The sequence below is a fragment of the Pseudobdellovibrionaceae bacterium genome, from assembly GCA_019637875.1.
GTDB lineage: Bacteria > Bdellovibrionota > Bdellovibrionia > Bdellovibrionales > Bdellovibrionaceae > JAHBUW01.
On the sequence record JAHBUW010000011.1, the window covers coordinates 1 to 16,557 of the forward strand.

The window sequence follows — 16,557 nt, forward strand, 5'->3', positions numbered from 1 at the left end:
ACATGTACTGGAAGACTGGCGGAAACGCCGTCGCCCGCAAGGGTCGGTACACAGGTGCTGCATGGCTGTCGTCAGCTCGTGTCGTGAGATGTTGGGTTAAGTCCCGCAACGAGCGCAACCCCTGCCTTTAGTTGCCAGCATTTAGTTGGGCACTCTAGAGGGACTGCCGGTGTTAAACCGGAGGAAGGTGGGGATGACGTCAAGTCCTCATGGCCCTTATGTCTAGGGCTACACACGTACTACAATGGTTACTACAAAGGGTTCCGAAGCAGCAATGTGGTGGTAATCCCAAAAAAGTAATCTAAGTTCGGATTGCAGTCTGCAACTCGACTGCATGAAGGCGGAATCGCTAGTAATCGCGGATCAGCATGCCGCGGTGAATACGTTCCCGGGCCTTGTACACACCGCCCGTCACACCATGAAAGTCGGTTGTACCAGAAGTCGCTGTGCTAACCGCAAGGAGGCAGGCGCCCAAGGTATGGTCGATGATTGGGGTGAAGTCGTAACAAGGTAGCCGTAGGGGAACCTGCGGCTGGATCACCTCCTTTCTAAGGATGATAATCCAGACAACTTCGGTTGAGCTGGACATTCCTAGGTCAATCACCACTAAGATCTTCGGATCTGAACGGTGATCAATTTCTGTATAATTCAATTCCTAGCTGTTTAGTTTTGAGAGAGCGTTCGGTTCTCGAAAATCACGAAAGTGATGTTTGAGATGTCTGGGCCTGTAGCTCAGTTGGTTAGAGCACACGCTTGATAAGCGTGGGGTCGGAAGTTCGAGTCTTCCCAGGCCCACCAATGGTGGCACAGACAGACGGAACGTTTTGAAATTTGTTGTTCTTTGAAAATTGAATAGATTGTTTGAGATGATTTTTAGCAAGGCTAATTTTAGTTTTAAGCTACTAAGAGCATACGGTGAATGCCTTGGCACTGAGAGGCGATGAAGGACGTGGTAAGCTGCGATAAGCTTCGGGGAGTGGCACACACACTTTGATCCGGAGATTTCCGAATTGGGAAACCACCCGCAAGGGATCTGTTCATGAATTCATAGTGAACAGAGGCTAACGAAGGGAACTGAAACATCTAAGTACCTTCAGGAAAAGAAATCTATGAGATTCCCCCAGTAGTGGCGAGCGAACGGGGAACAGGCTAAACCTAGATCATTAATTTGATCCAGGGGTCGTGGGACTCTAATGTGAGACTTAAGTTGTTAGGAGAAGGCTCTGGAAAGGGCCGCTAAAGAGGGTGATAGCCCCGTAACCGAAAACAACAAGAGCTCTAGGAGTATCCCGAGTACCATAGGACACGTGTAATCCTATGGGAATCAGGGGGGACCACCCTCCAAGCCTAAATACTACTCAGTGACCGATAGTGGACAAGTACAGTGATGGAAAGGTGAAAAGAACCCCGAGAGGGGAGTGAAATAGAAACTGAAACCGTATGTTTACAAGCAGTCGAAGCACTTTATATGTGCGACGGCGTACCTCTTGCATAATGAGTCAGCGAGTGATCTTTGCAGGCAAGCTTAAGCCGTTACAGGTGGAGGCGCAGCGAAAGCGAGTCTGAATAGGGCGTTTAGTCTGCAGGGATCGACCCGAAACCCAGTGATCTATCCATGACCAGGCTGAAGCGAGGGTAACACCTCGTGGAGGGCCGAACTAGTTGGTGTTGAAAAACCTTTGGATGAGTTGTGGATAGGGGTGAAAGGCCAATCAAACTGGGTGATAGCTGGTTCTCCCCGAAATATATTTAGGTATAGCTTTCGGTAAATTGTATCACGGAGGTAGAGCACTGAATGGGCTAGGGGTCCTTACCGGATTACCAAACCCAAATAAACTCCGAATGCCGTTGATATCTACCCGAGAAGGCAGACGTGGGGTGATAAGGTCACACGTCGAGAGGGAAAGAGCCCAGACCAACAGCTAAGGTCCCTAAATCATCGCTCAGTGGTAAACGTTGTGGGGTTACTTTGACAACTAGGAGGTTGGCTTAGAAGCAGCAATCCTTTAAAGAAAGCGTAATAGCTCACTAGTCTAGTGACCCTGCGCGGAAGATACAACGGGGCTAAGCGATGTACCGAAGCTTTGGCTTGTCGTAAGACAGGGGTAGGGGAGCGTTGAAGTGTAGGCTGAAGGTTGACCGTAAGGACAGCTGGACGAACTTCAAGTGATCATGCTGACATAAGTAGCGTTGAACTCGGGTGAAAAACCCGGGCGCCGAAAACTCAAGGATTCCTGGGCAAGGATAATCCTCCCAGGGTTAGTCGGGACCTAAGGCGAGGCCAATTGGCGTAGTCGATGGCAAAACGGTTAATATTCCGTTACCCGATCTAGAATCGTCTCCGGAGGGACAGAATAGGTAATTACAGCCTCTTATTGGATTGAGGTGTAAGTGTGTAGGTGGTGTCGTAGGCAAATCCGCGGCACATAACACTGAGGCACGAATGCGAGGGGCTTGCCCCGGAAGTGTAACAAGCCATGTTCTCAAGAAAATCTTCGGAGATTAGCTAGACGGCCCGTACCGTAAACCGACTCAGGTGAGTGGGGTGAATATCCTAAGGCGATTGGGTGAATCTTGGTTAAGGAACTCGGCAACTTAACACCGTAACTTCGGGAAAAGGTGTGCCCTCGAGAGTGTAAGGACTTGCTCCCCAAGCTTTTGAGGGTCGCAGAGAAATGGGAGTAGCGACTGTTTATCAAAAACACAGGCATGTGCAAAGTCACAAGACGACGTATACGTGCTGACGCCTGCCCGGTGCTGGAAGGTTAAGAGGATTTGTCAGCGCAAGCGAAGCAGAGAATCGAAGCCCCAGTAAACGGCGGCCGTAACTATAACGGTCCTAAGGTAGCGAAATTCCTTGTCGGGTAAGTTCCGACCTGCACGAATGGCGTAACGACTTCTCCGGTGTCTCAACCAAGGGCCCAGCGAAATTGAATTCTCGGTGAAAATGCCGAGTACCCGCAGAAAGACGGAAAGACCCCGTGAACCTTTACTGTAGTTTGGCAGTGATTTTAGAGTTTTCATGTGTAGGATAGGTGGGAGCCTGTGAGACCGGGTCGCTAGATCCGGTGGAGGCAACGTTGAAATACCACCCTTGGGAACTTTGAAATCTAACCTGCGGCCATCACTGGCCGAGGGACACTGTCTGATGGGCAGTTTGACTGGGGCGGTCGCCTCCCAAAGAGTAACGGAGGCGCGCGATGGTACCCTCAGCCTGATTGGAAACCAGGCGTCGAGTGCATTGGCATAAGGGTGCTTGACTGCGAGACCTACAAGTCGAGCAGGTGCGAAAGCAGGCCAAAGTGATCCGGTGGTCCCGTGTGGAAGGGCCATCGCTCAACGGATAAAAGGTACTCCGGGGATAACAGGCTTATTCCGCCCAAGAGTCCATATCGACGGCGGAGTTTGGCACCTCGATGTCGGCTCATCACATCCTGGGGCTGGAGCAGGTCCCAAGGGTTTAGCTGTTCGCTAATTAAAGTGGTACGCGAGCTGGGTTCAGAACGTCGTGAGACAGTTTGGTCCTTATCTTCTGTGGGCGTAGGAAATTTGAGCAGATCTGTCCTTAGTACGAGAGGACCGGGATGGACGAACCTCTGGTGTTCCTGTTGTCGCGCCAGCGGCAACGCAGGGTAGCTATGTTCGGAATGGATAACCGCTGAAAGCATCTAAGCGGGAAGCCAACTGCGAGATAAGATTTCCCGGACTTCGGTCCCTAAAGGCTCCTCGGAGACTACGAGGTTGATAGGCTGTGGGTGTAAGTCTGGTAACAGATTCAGCTGAACAGTACTAATAGGCCGTGCGGCTTTTTATATCTTCTAATTACTTAGTTTTAGAAGGCGTTCATGATCATGTGTCATGCACGTAATTTAATCTAGAGTTAGTCCTTAGCTAAAGATCATTTCAAACAATCATTCAGTTTTCCTAGAACTATGTTCTTTAAAATTTTGCTGGCGTCATTAGCGACGGGGCCACACCTGATCCCATTCCGAACTCAGAAGTTAAGCCCGTCTGCGGCGATGGTATTGCACTGGCAACAGTGTGGGAGAGTAGCACGACGCCAGCTTTTTATTTTGAAAACCCAAATCGAGAGATTTGGGTTTTTTTTTGCCCGAAACTTTTTCGAGAGTCGGCGGGTGCGGATTTGCTTTTCCAGACCTTGGGAGAGCAGGCTGGTCTCAATTCAAAACGTCATTTCACCGATAGAGAGTCGGATGAAAGTTGCGGTTTTGATTCCTTGTTTTAATGAAGAGGCGAGCGTTGCCCAGGTGGTGACCGAGAGCCGTCGTTTTTTGCCGAATGCCGAAATTTGGGTGATCGACAATGCATCGACCGATCGGACGGCCGAGTTGGCGTCTTCGGTGGGGGCGAAGGTTTTGCTTTCGCCGCTGGCCGGTAAAGGGAATGCGATCCGCCACGGGTTTCGGGTTATCGATGCGGACTACTATGTCATGGTTGATGGCGATGGAACTTATCCGATGCGGGAAGCTCCGAAATTATTGGAGCTCGCCCGGACGCAGAATTTCGAGATGGTGGCAGGGAGTCGACTTCAGCGGGCACGACGCGAGGCTTTTCGTCCGTTTCATTTTTTCGGCAATCGTTTTTTCACGGGCCTTGTTGCGTTGAGTTTTGGTTTTCCGGTGCGAGATCTTTTGACGGGTTTACGGGTGTTTTCGCGCCGGTATCGGAACGAAGTTCAGCTGACGTCGCGGGGTTTTGAGCTTGAGACCGAGATGACGGTTCGGGCGATCGCGCAGAATATGGCATTTTGCGAAAAAGATATTTCTTACGTCGAGCGGGTTTCGGGAAGTTCTTCGAAGCTTCGGACGTTCAAAGATGGTTTTAAGATCTTCATGACGATCGCGAGTCTGTTGGCATTCTTCCGGCCGCGCTTTTTCTTCGGCAGTTTGGGAATTTTGTGCTGGTCGATTTGGGCTCTGGCGGATGCGCGATGGGCGATGCCTCTTGCTCCACTGACCGCGGGATTTTTTTTGGCGGCTTTTGTTTTGGATCATCAGCGTCGTCGTGAAAGTTTTCGCCTTCGTTCCGTCGAAGATTCGTCGGCGGATCCATCGTCTTCGGGATCGAAGGCGGCTTAGTTTGAAAAGTCGCGAGAAAGTGTTCGGCGTCGGGGCTTTTTGTTCGCCGGAGTGATCGTTTAGGGATTCGTGCGAGCGGCGGCGTCGATGGCGGCCTCAATTGGCGCGAGGTAGATCGAGGTCGGATTCAGGCGCCGTGCTTCGTTCAGGGCATGTCGCGCACTTTTTACTTCACCCAATGACAATTCGGCGGCCGCGAGGCCGGTCCACGCCTGACTCGTCCATGGCGCAAGCTTCAAACATTTGCGGAATTCGTCGCGCGCTTCGGCGTATCGCCTCTGCGTGTAGAGAAAACGTCCCAGATTGTGCATCGGCAGAGGTTCGCCAGGGTGATAGCTGACGCCGGAGCGAAAACTTTGCTCGGCTTGAGTGAGTCGTCCTTGGCGTTCGAAGGCTTCGCCCACTCGCGTGTAGGCTTCGCTGGAAATTTGTTTGGCGTCGATCGCGTTGGCGCGCTCGAAAGTTTTGATCGCTTCGTCGTCGAAGCCTCCGTGAGAGTACATCGTCGCGATGAGGCTGAGGTTGTAGATTTCCAGCGAGGTTTCGTTCTGCGTGGGCCGCGGCCAGGTCAGTGCCGCGCTGGCCGCGAGCGCGATGCCGATCGTCGCCGCTCGTTTCTTCGTGCAGAAACTTCGGGTCGAAATTCTTCTACTCGCGAGTGCGCAGGCGGTCGCGATTCCGAAGCCGGCCCATGGAGCGAGAAGGATATAGAGTGGTAGTCGATATCGGTCGGTGACATAGAAAATAAGAAGGCTCGCGAGGTAAATGCCGAGGGCCCCCCAGAGCGGAACGCTTCGACGCCACGATGGTCCTCGATAGTGAGAGGCCAGCAGGCCGAAGACGGCGGCGATAAAGATGACGCCGAAGCGGCCCGGTAAGGCGTTCAAGAAGTTGGAATACTCGCGGCGCATGAAGTTCTGATCGTAGTTGTCTGGCGCTTCCCAATCGTTCACGGATCGCCAGAACTTTTCGCCGAGAAGTTCGAGTTCTCGAAGCGGGTTTTCGAGAGCAAATTCAAGCGCCTTGCGGGACCAAAATGCGGAAGCTTCGCTGGGCTTGAGGGGGCGACCCAGTTGGGCCTCGGCGATTTTCTGAGTTACGATTTCTTCCTCTTGGGGATCCGTGGAGATGCCGTGCGGATAGTCCCCACCGCCGCGTGCTTCGGGAGAGTGGCCGATGTAAAGATTGAACCCTCCGGTGGAGCTGATCAGCACCCCATCGCCGCTGGCGAGGTAGTTGTGAGTCAAGCTCAGGGACAGTGGAATCAAGGCGCCGAGGGCGACGGCGGGCCATCGGCGTGGCGCGTAGACCCAGGGAATGAGGGCACCCATGAGGAGGGCGTTCGAGCGGACCAAGGCGAGCAAACCGAGAAGAAGGCCGCCAGCCAATGCGGTGAGGTGCTCGCGAACGACCGAGCCCTTCGGGGACATTTTTGAATCCCGGGCTTGCTGCCAGACCAGCAGTAAGGTGGCCATAAGAAACAGGCCGAGGGTTTCTTTCATGAGAGGGGCGGTGAAGAAGATGAGGGCCGGGCTCAACGCCGTGATCAAGCCGGTCGCGAAGGCTGCCGACCGGCCGAAGATCCTCAGTGTTAAGAGGGCCAAGAGCACGCAGGTTCCGGAATCCAGGGCGGCCTGAAAAATCGCGATACCGGTGGCGTCCATGTTCGGGAGCTTCAGCAAGGCGGCGATCAGATAAGGATAGAGAGGGGCTTGGTAGAAGGCGTTTTCACGAAGCCATTCGCCTTGAGCGATGCGTTGCCCCCACTCCATGTAGGATTTGGCATCGAGGTGGGGCGCGATGGCGAAGGGACTGTGGGTCCACTCCCAGATCCAGAGGAGTCTCGGTAGAAGCGCGGCGAAAAATATCGTCGGAATCAGTGCTCTCATCGCACTTCAATGGTGGGCGAACTCGTCGAGCGCGACAATAAAAAAGGCTTGGTTAATTTTCCGGAGTGGCGGCGGGACGGGCGAGAGAGATTTTGACGGTTTCGAAGCGACGGCCGACCTCAAAAATTTTGTTGGACGTGGCTTGGTCGAAGACGCTGACTTGGAGTTGGATTTGGTTGCGGGCTTCGCCCTCGCCTTCGAACTCGGAGGAGAAGACTTCGATCTCGAGACTTGCGGGAGCATTTTCTTTTTTGTCGAAGCAGCTGGAGATCAACGCTTTCAGCAAATCGGTTTGCAGGCGTTTTTCGCGGTATTTGATGCTGATTTTGCCGAAGGCGGGTGCGATGTTTTCGGCTTCAAGTTCGCCGACCATCTCTTGGCAGACTTGCTCCACGCTGGCGGAAATCTCTTCTTCGGATTTGGGGGCGTACTGGAGAGGGACGTTGGCCTCGGCGGCCGCGGCCGCGAGATCTCCCGGGGAAGGTTCGGGGGGCTTTTCGTCCTTGGCCATACGTTTGACCGAAGGCTTTTTCGTGGGCTCGTCTTTCAATTGGACGACCTCGTAGGCGATGTAGATTCCCAATACCAAGAGGACAAGGCCCCAGATCTTTCCCAGCATGTTGTAACTATCGGTGATTTTCGAAAATTCCGTTAAAGGGCACTTGGACCAAAGTTTCGTCACTCGTCCCAAAATGAGACAGAGTTTAGACAGTCATTTTTTCAAGTCATATTCGGGGTTTGTAAAGAGGCCGGGGTGGCATGCCTTTTGGAATGTCGTGAGACTGAACCACCTGAGGAGTCTGTTATGCGTTGGCCCCTACAAATGATCATGCTTGCCGTACTGGCCGGAGTTTACGCCGCCTGTTCGCCCGTCATGTTCGAAAAGGATGCCGATTGCGGAGTAGGTTGCGTCCGCGTGAACGGAATGAAAGAGATCGAGTACACGGTCGGCGCGAGCGGCGGTAAGGTCGACATTCTTTTCGTCGACGACAACTCGGGCTCGATGTCCTTTGAACAAAATAATATCGCGGCCCGCTTTTCGAGTTTTCTTTCCGCTTTGGACGCGAAACAGGTCGATTACCGTATCGGCGTTATCACGACTGACGTTTCGGGGCCGAACAACGGACCCCGTGCGATCAATGGGAATGGCGCCCTTCAGGACGGCCGTTTGATCGCTTTCTCGAATGGTCAATACTTCCTGGAAAAAGGCACCGCCAATAAAGAGGCGCTCTTCGCCGGCGTCATTCGCCGTGGTGAAACTTTGACTTGCGAGAACTATCTGAACTCGGGTTCCTCTCAGAACGCTTCGGCTTACGCCGCGAATTGCCCGAGTCCGGACGAGCGCGGCATTTACGCGGCTTCGCTGACCGTCGAATCGAATCCTTCGGGCTTCATCCGCGCGGAAGGCAGCTTGGCGATCGTTTTCCTGAGCGACGAGGACGTCCGCTCGTTATTGTACGAGCAGTCACCCGCTTATCGGCTGAACGATCGTGATCTGCCGCAAACGTTGATCCAAATCGTCCAGAACCGTTTCCCCGGCAAGTCGCTGAGCATGCACTCGATTATCGTGCGGCCCGGAGAGCTGAAGTCGGGTTACAGTGCGGCCGATGTCGCGCAGAAGATCTCGCAGGTGATCACCGGTGACTACAATATCTCGGTGAACGCTCAGAATCGCCCCGAGAACTTCTTCTACGGCGCGGATATCTCTTGTTTGAATCAACAAGGGAGCCAGACAAACCAAGTTTCGGGTTCGCAAGGCTATCTCTACTACCTGGCCGCGAAGATGACCGGCGGCGTGGTGGGTGACATCTGCGCCAATAACTACGGATCGCAACTTTCGGCGATCGGTACGAATATCGGCGAGAAGGTGAACCAGATTGCGCTGGCTTGTGAGAATCCCAAGATCCTGGATCTGCGCTTCACCAATCAATCGGGCGCGCCGACCGGAAGCGTGCAAGGTTCGAACTTCGTCTTCAATCCGGAGCTGACCTCGGGGCAGACGGTTTACCTGAAGATCGAATGTCCCGACAATATGTAATCGGGATTCGAATTGCGGTTTCGGACAAATAAAAAAGCCACCTTGCGGTGGCTTTTTTCGTTTCAATCGGAAGCGAAACGCGACTACTCGATCGAGCGGAGCGCGTTGTCCAGGTGAGTGGGAACGCCGCTGGTGAATTTGATTTCCACGCGACGGTTCGGGCTGAGTTCTTCCTGGGAAACGAGTTCGCGCGACGCGCGGCCGGCGACGACCAATTTGTTCGCGGGGACGCCTTGTTGCTCGAGGTAACGTTTCACCGATTGCGCACGCGCCACCGACAGACGTTCATTCAAACGCTCGGGACCGGTGGGGTCCGTGTGGCCCACCAGGGTTACGCTGCGGTACTGGCTCGCGTTGTTCTTCAAGAGCGAAGCCACGCGACGCAGGTAAGTGCGGTCGGGAGCGCTGAGCTCCGAGCTTTGCAGCGCGAAGCGCGCCAGGGGTTTTTGCTCGGGCAGAGTCGCTTGCGCCTGGCGGATCAAATGATCGGCCGCCGCGGGCTCTTCTTCGAGCGCGAGGGGTTCGCTGGTCTCGGGTTCGCCGCCGAAGCTGATCTGCAGATTCGCCATCATGACGAGGACCTGCTCGTCACGGATATCGAGATCGGTCATGACCGTCGCACCGGCACGCAGAAGTTGACCTTCCCAAATGAAGTCTTTGTTCGCCGCCGCACCGATGAAGCTGGTGAAGTTGGTGTTCGCGCTGCCGTAACGAGCGGAATCCGCAAGGTACGTATTCATGATCGGACCCAGCTGCCAGCCCAGACCCATTTGGTAACGAGCCGAAGCTTCGACCATCGGGAGCGTCGAGTTGCGACCGGCCGACATGAATTGGTGCTGCAAACCACCGCCGATATCGAAGACCCATTGAGCGTCTTCAGTGTAGTAAGAGCCGAGGGCTTTGATGCTTGTGGGAAGTCCTTCGACTTCATGACGTCCGCCGCTCGACATGAAGCCGCTGCTCATACCGACGAAGGGTTTCCAGCCTTCCGAGAGGTAGGACTCCGATTGGTAGAGTTCAGCACGCGACGCGCCGTCTTGTGCGTGGACGAAATTGCCGGTCAGCAGGACCAAAGTTGCGAGAAGAATAGAACGCATGGACGTCTCCTTATGAATACTGAATTTTTGCCCGCCTTCTTTGGCGGTAGCAACAAGTCCAGGTCGGAGAGCCGAGATTGACTCGATCTGTTATTTTTTTGCCGAAGCGATCGCCACGATTAAGGACTTATGAATGTCCGAAAGGGTGAAGGGGATATTCACGATGCCTTTGATGGAGGGCGTGAAGTTCGATTCGACTTGAATGTTCTGCCGGGGATCGTTCATGAGGACCACCGGGACGCCGAAGTTCATGTTGTCCTTCTGCGAAGTCGCGTACATGAACTCGTCGAGAAAGACTTCGGACTCGGATCCGAGAATCATCGCGGAGAACTTTTGCCGATCGATCTTTTGCAGAACGTCCTTTTGCTTCATCGAAGCCACGATGCGCAGCCCCTGAAGGTTTAAATAACAGCTGACGAGCTGGTACAGGGTCGAGTCCGTGCAGTGAAAGAGGATCGTCAGGTTTCTTTGCATTACGCCCTTTTCAATTCAACAGTTACTGAGTCAAAATAGCAAAGATGTCGGGCAAACCACAGATCTTTTTGTTAGGACCCAACGTTCCCGGACTTGAAGGCGTCTTCGAGCGTCTGGCGGATGTCGGATACGATCTTACGCCGCTCGACGAAAACGCGAAGGCATTGAAGGGCGTCGCGGTTCTGTCCATCGGTCGCGACACGGATTTCCGTCAGCTTGAGGAAAGTCTGACTCGACGGCGCAAAGCCAACTCGCAGATGGAATGGATCGCGCTGTTTTCCGGACGATTGAAGCTGAAGCTTCACTATCTTCACGGTTTGGGTTTCAACTCCATTTACCAAATCCCGCTCGACGAGGAGTTGTTCACGAATCGGGTCTTCGAGATCGAGCCCCTCGTCATTCCGCAGAAAGAGCTGAAGTTCGATCACCTGCTGCGCGTGAACTTACCGCTCTTGCGTGAGCTGGATCGCGCTCCGTTCGACGTTTTCATGTATTTGCCTTCCAATCGCCGGATCATGTTGTATTTCCGGGAAGGTCATCCCGTCGAGCGCGCCCAGCTCGAAAAATTTGAGAAGCACAAAAACTATTCGCTCTTCATCCGTAAGTCCGACATCGCGAAATATAAGAGCTTCACGTCCGATTCTTTGCTCAAGATCAAGGCCGCCGAGGGACTGAGCGACGACCAGAAGATCGCCACCATCCAGGAAAACGTGCAAATCATGATGGGGCCGTTCTTTGTCGACGGAGAGTTGAGCGATGAAGAGGGGCGGCAGACCGTTCGCCAACTGCAAGAGTCTTTGCGAGGGCTGCAGATGCGCCCGAACCTGGAGCGCGAAACTCTGGAGTCATTGGAAAAGCTGGCCTCGCAGAAAATGACGAATGCGAGCCACTCGAACAATGTCGCGGCTTATTGCGCGCTTTTCGGAATCGCGTTGGGGATGAAGAATATCGACGAACTCCGTTTGGGCGGGCTGCTGCACGACGTAGGATTGGCCGATATGCCGGTTGAACTTTTGGGCCGTGACGAAAAGAAAATGTCGGCCGAGGATCGCGCGCGCTACCATCTGCACCCCGGGAACGGGAAAACGGACGTCATCAACCGGAACGTACCGGTCACCGAAACCGTCCTGAATATGATCTTGCTGCATCATGAACGGCCCGACGGATCGGGATACCCCTACGGTAAAAAGAAGGACGAGATCCCCGTCGAGGCACAGATTTGCGCGTTGGCCGATGAGTTCGATAAGCTCACGAGCCTGCGCGAGGGCTATCTCTGCTATTCGGCGCGCGACGCCATGTTATTGATTTCGGGAAAACTCGGAGAGCCGCCGTTGCCGGTCTTCAATCCCGAGGTGCACCAACCCATCATCGATTTCTACTTGAGTTCACCTCAAGAAAAGGGAATCGCGACGGGAGCGCCCGCTACGGGCGGGGACGCGGCTCACGGACAAGTGATCTTGCGGGCGCGTCCCGGGACGGTGGAGCGGAAGAAGTTCAACGATCCCGTTCTATTGAATGATCTCGTGCCGCAAATGCCGCCGCTGCCGGAAGGCAAAATGCCCATTCCGGAGGACATTTTGCCTGAGGTTGTCGCGCTCGAAAAAGAAACGGAATTCTACTTCTTCGAGATGAAAAGCTGACCTGAGGCTATCGACCGCCGACGGCGCCTTCCCCGCGGGCGTCAAAGGCGCCCTCTAGGCGTTGCGCCTTCGGCTCCCACATCACTCCGTAGGCTAATCCTTGCCAGCCCGGTTTCACTTCGTGACCTTTTTTGCGCAGGCCATCGAGGACTTCGGGCGCGAAACGTTTATCGTCGATGAAAACCGTATTGGGTCGGAACTGATGGTGCACGCGCGGAGCTTGCACCGCAGAGTCGATGTCCCATCCCGAAGCGAGCGTGCGGTAGAGTGTGTGATAGACCGCCGTGATGATGCGCGGACCGCCGGGCGCACCGACGCTCATGACGATCTTGCCGTCTTTTTCAACGAGCGTCGGGCTCATCGAACTGAGGGGACGCTTTCCGGCTTGCACGCGATTCGCGTAGCCCTGCACAAGACCATACATATTGGGCGTGCCGGGCTTCGTGGTGAAGTCGTCCATTTCGTTGTTCAGCGTGATCGCGTATTTGTCACTGGCGAGTCCCGAACCGAAGTTGCCGTTCAGGGTGACCGTCATCGCCACCGCATCGCCATCCTTCGTGATAACGGAGAAGTGCGTGGTCTCGTTCGACTCCGGGGCCTGCGGGACTTCATCCGGAAGCGGCGCCAGCGGTTGAGCCTTTTCCGTAGAGATCCCTTTGACGAGCTCGTCGATGTTCGCGCTTGCGAAAATCTGCTCGAGAGGGTTCGCGTGGAAATCGGGATCGCCGAGAACGCTGCGGTAACGGAAAGAGCGATTCAGGATTTCCGAAAGCAAGTGGGACTCTTCGATGCCGAGCGCGGGTTTTTCGAAGGGTTTCAGCTTTTCGGTCAGTGCCAGCGCGGTTTTCAGCACGACTCCCGAGCTGGAGGGCGGGGGCATGAGGTAGAGCTTGTAGCCACGGAATTCGGTTTCAATGGGCTTCAGCCAACGGACCTTGTAATCCGCCATATCCTGCATCGTCATGACGCCGCCGTTTTTACGAACGGTCTCGACGATGTCTTTGGCGACATCGCCCGTATAAAAGCCTTTGGCCTTTTGCGAACGGTAAAGCAGAAGGGCTTTCAAAAGATCCGGCTGCTTCTGGATCTCGGTGGGAGCGAAATCTTGTCCTTTGTTCAAGAAGACGGCCTTCGCTTTCGGATTGAAGCGCGACTTTTCGTTGCCGACGACGTCGACCCATTTGCGGGTGACACGGAAACCTTCACGGCTCAGGCGCAGGGCGGGACCGAAGAGATCTTTCCACGCGAGCTTGCCGTACTTTTCATGAAGCGCGACGAGGCCGGCCGGAATACCGGGCGTCGCGACCGCCAGGCCGCCGTCGATCGAAGATTTGCCGGGCTCGGTATAAGTTTTGGGGTTGGTGGCTTTGGGAGCGGTTTCGCGGAAGTCGATGACCTGTGTTTCTTTCCCCATACGCACGACCGCAAAGCCGCCGCCGCCGAGGCTCGCGTAGTTCGGTCCGGTGACCGTCAGTGCGAGGGCCACCGCCACCGCGACGTCGACGGCGTTGCCGCCTTGGTCGGCGATGATGAGGCCGGCTTCGACCGCTTCGGGGTGGGGGCCCGAAATCAGCAGGTTTTTACCCGCGCTGGGAAGGGCAAAGCTCTTCGTGCTGACGAAGAGAAGTTGCAAGGCAAGTAAGAGACGGAGAGTTTTCATGGGTTGGTCCTCACGGGAAAATTTGACTCTAACAGTCGTGGTGGGGTGGTTCAATCTGATCGGTCGCGGCAAGCAAGCTTTGCGCTTGAATGGTGCCAATCTGGACTGTTAGCTCAGCCCCATTCACGTTGATCCGGAGGGGGAATCATGAAAATTCGGAAACTGATGCTGGTGGTTTTGGCGATGACGGCTTGCGGAGCGAATGCTTTCGCCCGTCCCTGGGACTCGGTCGGAGTTTACTGGCGCGAAGCGAAAACCGTCGTGCAGATCAACGAGGGGAACGCCAACGTCTGGCCCGGCTCGCGGCTGCATGCTTTGATGGACGCCATCGGTGCGGATGCGAATTGGGATTTCGTGAATGCGACGGAGACCGTGGTCATTCGTTGCGGCCGTAACACGACCGCGGCGACCTGCACGTTCCGTTTTGTTTCGGGAGTCGGCGTTTCGAGCGAGCCCCGTCAGATCACGGCGATGGTGCCGCTGACCGAGCTGGCGTCGGCGGGTTTCAACGCGAAAGTCGCGGAGTTTGCGCCGGTCGAGTTCTTGAATTCGAACGGCGATCGTTTTGCCGCCGAGATCTCGGCGGGCGAGCTGCGCATTCGCGCATCGAAGCGTTAAGGAATCAAAGACATCACGATAAAGGCGGCAAGGATCACCAAGTGCACGGCTCCTTGCAGGGCCGTAGTGCGCCCCGTTCCGAGCGTCAAACCGCCCGTAATGAAGGTCAGAAGCAGAAAGGCCGTCCCCTTGCCGTCGAGGCCGAGAGTCAGCTGGCGCTCGGTGAGGATTGAGTACACGCTGACGACAGGAATGGTCAGCGCGATACTGGCCGCACCCGAGCCCAGCGCGAGATTCAGACTGGTCTGGAGCTGATTCGCCCGGGCGGCGGAGATCGAAGCCCAAGTCTCGGGAAGCAGAACCAAAATCGCGATGACGATACCGACCGCCGCTTTCGGCGCCCCGATCGCCGCGATGCCGCTTTCGATGGCGGGGCTGAGTGATTTCGCGAGACCGATGACCGCGACGAGGCTGACGACCAGAGCGATAAAGCTGATGGTCGCGGCGTGCGCGGAGGGAAGATGGGAAGATTCGGCGTCGGCGGGGGCTTCGGGCTCGAAGTAATCGCGGTGGGTTTTCGTTTGGAACCAGACGAGGGCTCCGTAAAGAGAGAGCGCTGCGACCGAGGCGAAGATCAGTTGTCCCACGGTATATGTCGCATCGCTGGTCGAGGTCGTGTAGTTCGGGAGCACCAAGGTCAGTCCCGAAAGCACCGCGAGGACGGCGAGGAGCGAGTTGGCTCCCTGAAGATGGAAACCGAGTTCGCGATAGCGAAGGCCGCCAAGCAGAAGGCAGACCCCGACGATCCCGTTCGTGACGATGATGACCGCAGCGAAGACCGTGTCACGCGCTACGACCGCGGAGGTGTCGCTGTCGTTGGACATCAGCGAGACGATCAAACCCACTTCAATGACCGTGATCGACAGGGCCAAGATGAGTGCGCCTAATGAAGGCCCCACTCGCAGCGCGATGATTTCCGCGTGGTGGACCGCCGTCATGACCGCGACTCCCAAGAACAAGAGCGCGACGCCTAAGACTCCGTAATTTGTCGTGCCCACGGAGAAAACGACGAAGACGAGGAGTAGGGAAATGGCGCTAAGGACATGGGTCATGTCAAAGAGGCGCTGGGGTTTCGCGGGCATTGATCCTCCGTTTTGGTGGTGCACCCTAACAGGCGCGCGGTGGAGGGGTCAAAACCGCGTCGGGGTTTTTCACTCACTTTCGGGCTCAATGTTTTTTTATTTTCACGGGGCAAGGTCTTGATGTTGCGTGTCTAATTCGTACGCAATTTTAGCGGCGGATCTGATCGAAGAGAATGAAGAGTCCGACGAAGAGCACGAAATAACCGAAGCCCTTCTTCAATTTATTTTCTTCGACCCGCGCTGAAAGTTTCCGGCCCACGAGGAGCCCCAAGACTCCGAGTCCCGCAACCGAAAGGAGAAGCGCCCAGTTCATGGATGGATGACCGAGGCTCAGGGAAAAACCGAACAGGGAGTTGGCCGCGATGATCGCGAGGGAGGTTCCGACGGCCGTCCGCATCGGTAGATTCAAAAGGATCACGAGCGCGGGAATGATCAGAAAGCCTCCGCCGGCGCCGACAAATCCCGTGACGAAGCCGACCAGGAGTCCTCGTGAGGCGATCTGTGTGAGGCTGGGGGCTCGAGGCTCGGTCTTCGGTGAGTCTTGGGGGAGGGGAGGTTTATTGGGTGATCTGATCATCGAAAACGAGGCGATCACCATCAGGGCGGCGAAACTCGCTAAGACCAGCAGCTCTTTGGTGAGCGTGAAGTCGCCGAGGCTCATGAGGAGGTCGGGAATTTGGGGGAGGAGGAGATGGCGTGCCAGATAAACGCCGAGAAAGCTGGGAACCGCGAACAGGAATCCGCTGCGGAAATCGATGAGTCCCTGACGGGCGTAAATCAAACCACCAACCGTCGCGGTGGTGCCCACGATGAACAGAGATTCGGTCGTGGCGATGAGGGCTTCTTGCTTGAAAAAAAACATGAGAATCGGGACGGTGAGAATTGAACCCCCACCGCCGATCATTCCCAGAGTGACACCCATCAAAATGGCGGCGAGGTAACCAAATATCTCCATGAGTC

General features: G+C 55.3%; 11 protein-coding genes, 1 tRNA gene and 3 rRNA genes. 8 read left to right on the top strand and 7 right to left on the bottom strand.

What is annotated here, in order from left to right:
* From KF767_13555 to KF767_13575, 5 genes are all read left to right on the top strand, one after another.
* Positions 1-548 (top strand): 16S ribosomal RNA (locus KF767_13555); the annotation flags it as partial.
* A gap of 173 nt (positions 549-721) precedes the next feature.
* Positions 722-798, top strand: a tRNA-Ile gene (locus tag KF767_13560).
* Between the two features lie 94 nt (positions 799-892).
* Positions 893-3,814 (top strand): 23S ribosomal RNA (locus KF767_13565).
* 135 nt (positions 3,815-3,949) lie between these two features.
* A 5S ribosomal RNA gene (gene rrf, locus KF767_13570) occupies positions 3,950-4,066 on the top strand.
* 7 nt (positions 4,067-4,073) lie between these two features.
* On the top strand, positions 4,074-5,099 hold the full coding sequence (locus tag KF767_13575; protein MBX3018911.1) for a glycosyltransferase: 1,026 nt from the start codon (positions 4,074-4,076) through the stop codon (positions 5,097-5,099).
* A gap of 59 nt (positions 5,100-5,158) precedes the next feature.
* On the opposite strand, the gene KF767_13580 is transcribed toward KF767_13575, so the two are convergent.
* Both KF767_13580 and KF767_13585 read right to left on the bottom strand, forming a co-directional pair.
* A complete protein-coding gene (locus tag KF767_13580) occupies positions 5,159-6,988 on the bottom strand; it encodes a tetratricopeptide repeat protein (protein ID MBX3018912.1) in 1,830 nt (609 codons plus the stop codon).
* Positions 6,989-7,040: 52 nt separating this feature from the next.
* Positions 7,041-7,607: a hypothetical protein gene (locus KF767_13585; GenBank protein ID MBX3018913.1), complete on the bottom strand. Its 567-nt coding sequence runs from the start codon at positions 7,605-7,607 to the stop codon at positions 7,041-7,043.
* A 186-nt stretch (positions 7,608-7,793) separates the two neighbouring features.
* Between KF767_13585 and KF767_13590 the strand changes: the two genes are divergently transcribed.
* Entirely contained in the window at positions 7,794-9,026 is a 1,233-nt protein-coding gene (locus KF767_13590; protein ID MBX3018914.1) for a VWA domain-containing protein, read from the top strand.
* A gap of 83 nt (positions 9,027-9,109) precedes the next feature.
* Here the strand turns inward: KF767_13590 and KF767_13595 are convergent, their stop codons facing one another.
* Together KF767_13595 and KF767_13600 are read right to left on the bottom strand one after the other, a co-directional pair.
* A complete protein-coding gene (locus tag KF767_13595) occupies positions 9,110-10,123 on the bottom strand; it encodes an OmpA family protein (protein ID MBX3018915.1) in 1,014 nt (337 codons plus the stop codon).
* A 90-nt stretch (positions 10,124-10,213) separates the two neighbouring features.
* Complete coding sequence (locus KF767_13600; GenBank protein ID MBX3018916.1) at positions 10,214-10,597, bottom strand: hypothetical protein; 384 nt, start codon at positions 10,595-10,597, stop codon at positions 10,214-10,216.
* A 44-nt stretch (positions 10,598-10,641) separates the two neighbouring features.
* On the opposite strand from KF767_13600, the gene KF767_13605 reads away from it, so the two are divergent.
* Entirely contained in the window at positions 10,642-12,237 is a 1,596-nt protein-coding gene (locus KF767_13605) for an HD domain-containing protein (protein MBX3018917.1), read from the top strand.
* Positions 12,238-12,244: 7 nt separating this feature from the next.
* Here the strand turns inward: KF767_13605 and ggt are convergent, their stop codons facing one another.
* The gene (gene ggt, locus KF767_13610; GenBank protein ID MBX3018918.1) at positions 12,245-13,897 is read right to left on the bottom strand and encodes a gamma-glutamyltransferase; all 1,653 of its coding nucleotides are present in this window, start codon (positions 13,895-13,897) and stop codon (positions 12,245-12,247) included.
* A 147-nt stretch (positions 13,898-14,044) separates the two neighbouring features.
* Here ggt and KF767_13615 point away from each other — a divergent pair, with 147 nt between their 5' ends.
* A complete protein-coding gene (locus KF767_13615; protein ID MBX3018919.1) occupies positions 14,045-14,515 on the top strand; it encodes a hypothetical protein in 471 nt (156 codons plus the stop codon).
* On the opposite strand, the gene KF767_13620 is transcribed toward KF767_13615, so the two are convergent.
* Together KF767_13620 and KF767_13625 are read right to left on the bottom strand one after the other, a co-directional pair.
* Positions 14,512-15,597, bottom strand: coding sequence for an ionic transporter y4hA (locus KF767_13620; GenBank protein ID MBX3018920.1), 1,086 nt, complete (start codon positions 15,595-15,597; stop codon positions 14,512-14,514). The two genes, KF767_13615 and KF767_13620, sit on opposite strands and share 4 nt — an antisense overlap.
* 148 nt (positions 15,598-15,745) lie before the next feature.
* Complete coding sequence (locus tag KF767_13625; GenBank protein MBX3018921.1) at positions 15,746-16,552, bottom strand: sulfite exporter TauE/SafE family protein; 807 nt, start codon at positions 16,550-16,552, stop codon at positions 15,746-15,748.
* Positions 16,553-16,557: the final 5 nt, after the last annotated feature.

What these genes read in the sequence shown, in the direction of transcription:
- KF767_13580 (MBX3018912.1), bottom strand. Translation starts at nt 6,988, where the DNA reads ATGAGAGCACTGATTCCGACGATATTTTTCGCCGCGCTTCTACCGAGA.
- KF767_13600 (MBX3018916.1), bottom strand. Translation starts at nt 10,597, where the DNA reads ATGCAAAGAAACCTGACGATCCTCTTTCACTGCACGGACTCGACCCTG.
- KF767_13620 (MBX3018920.1), bottom strand. Translation starts at nt 15,597, where the DNA reads ATGCCCGCGAAACCCCAGCGCCTCTTTGACATGACCCATGTCCTTAGC.
- ggt (MBX3018918.1), bottom strand. Translation starts at nt 13,897, where the DNA reads ATGAAAACTCTCCGTCTCTTACTTGCCTTGCAACTTCTCTTCGTCAGC.
- KF767_13590 (MBX3018914.1), top strand. Translation starts at nt 7,794, where the DNA reads ATGCGTTGGCCCCTACAAATGATCATGCTTGCCGTACTGGCCGGAGTT.
- KF767_13605 (MBX3018917.1), top strand. Translation starts at nt 10,642, where the DNA reads ATGTCGGGCAAACCACAGATCTTTTTGTTAGGACCCAACGTTCCCGGA.
- KF767_13625 (MBX3018921.1), bottom strand. Translation starts at nt 16,552, where the DNA reads ATGGAGATATTTGGTTACCTCGCCGCCATTTTGATGGGTGTCACTCTG.
- KF767_13585 (MBX3018913.1), bottom strand. Translation starts at nt 7,607, where the DNA reads ATGCTGGGAAAGATCTGGGGCCTTGTCCTCTTGGTATTGGGAATCTAC.
- KF767_13595 (MBX3018915.1), bottom strand. Translation starts at nt 10,123, where the DNA reads ATGCGTTCTATTCTTCTCGCAACTTTGGTCCTGCTGACCGGCAATTTC.
- KF767_13615 (MBX3018919.1), top strand. Translation starts at nt 14,045, where the DNA reads ATGAAAATTCGGAAACTGATGCTGGTGGTTTTGGCGATGACGGCTTGC.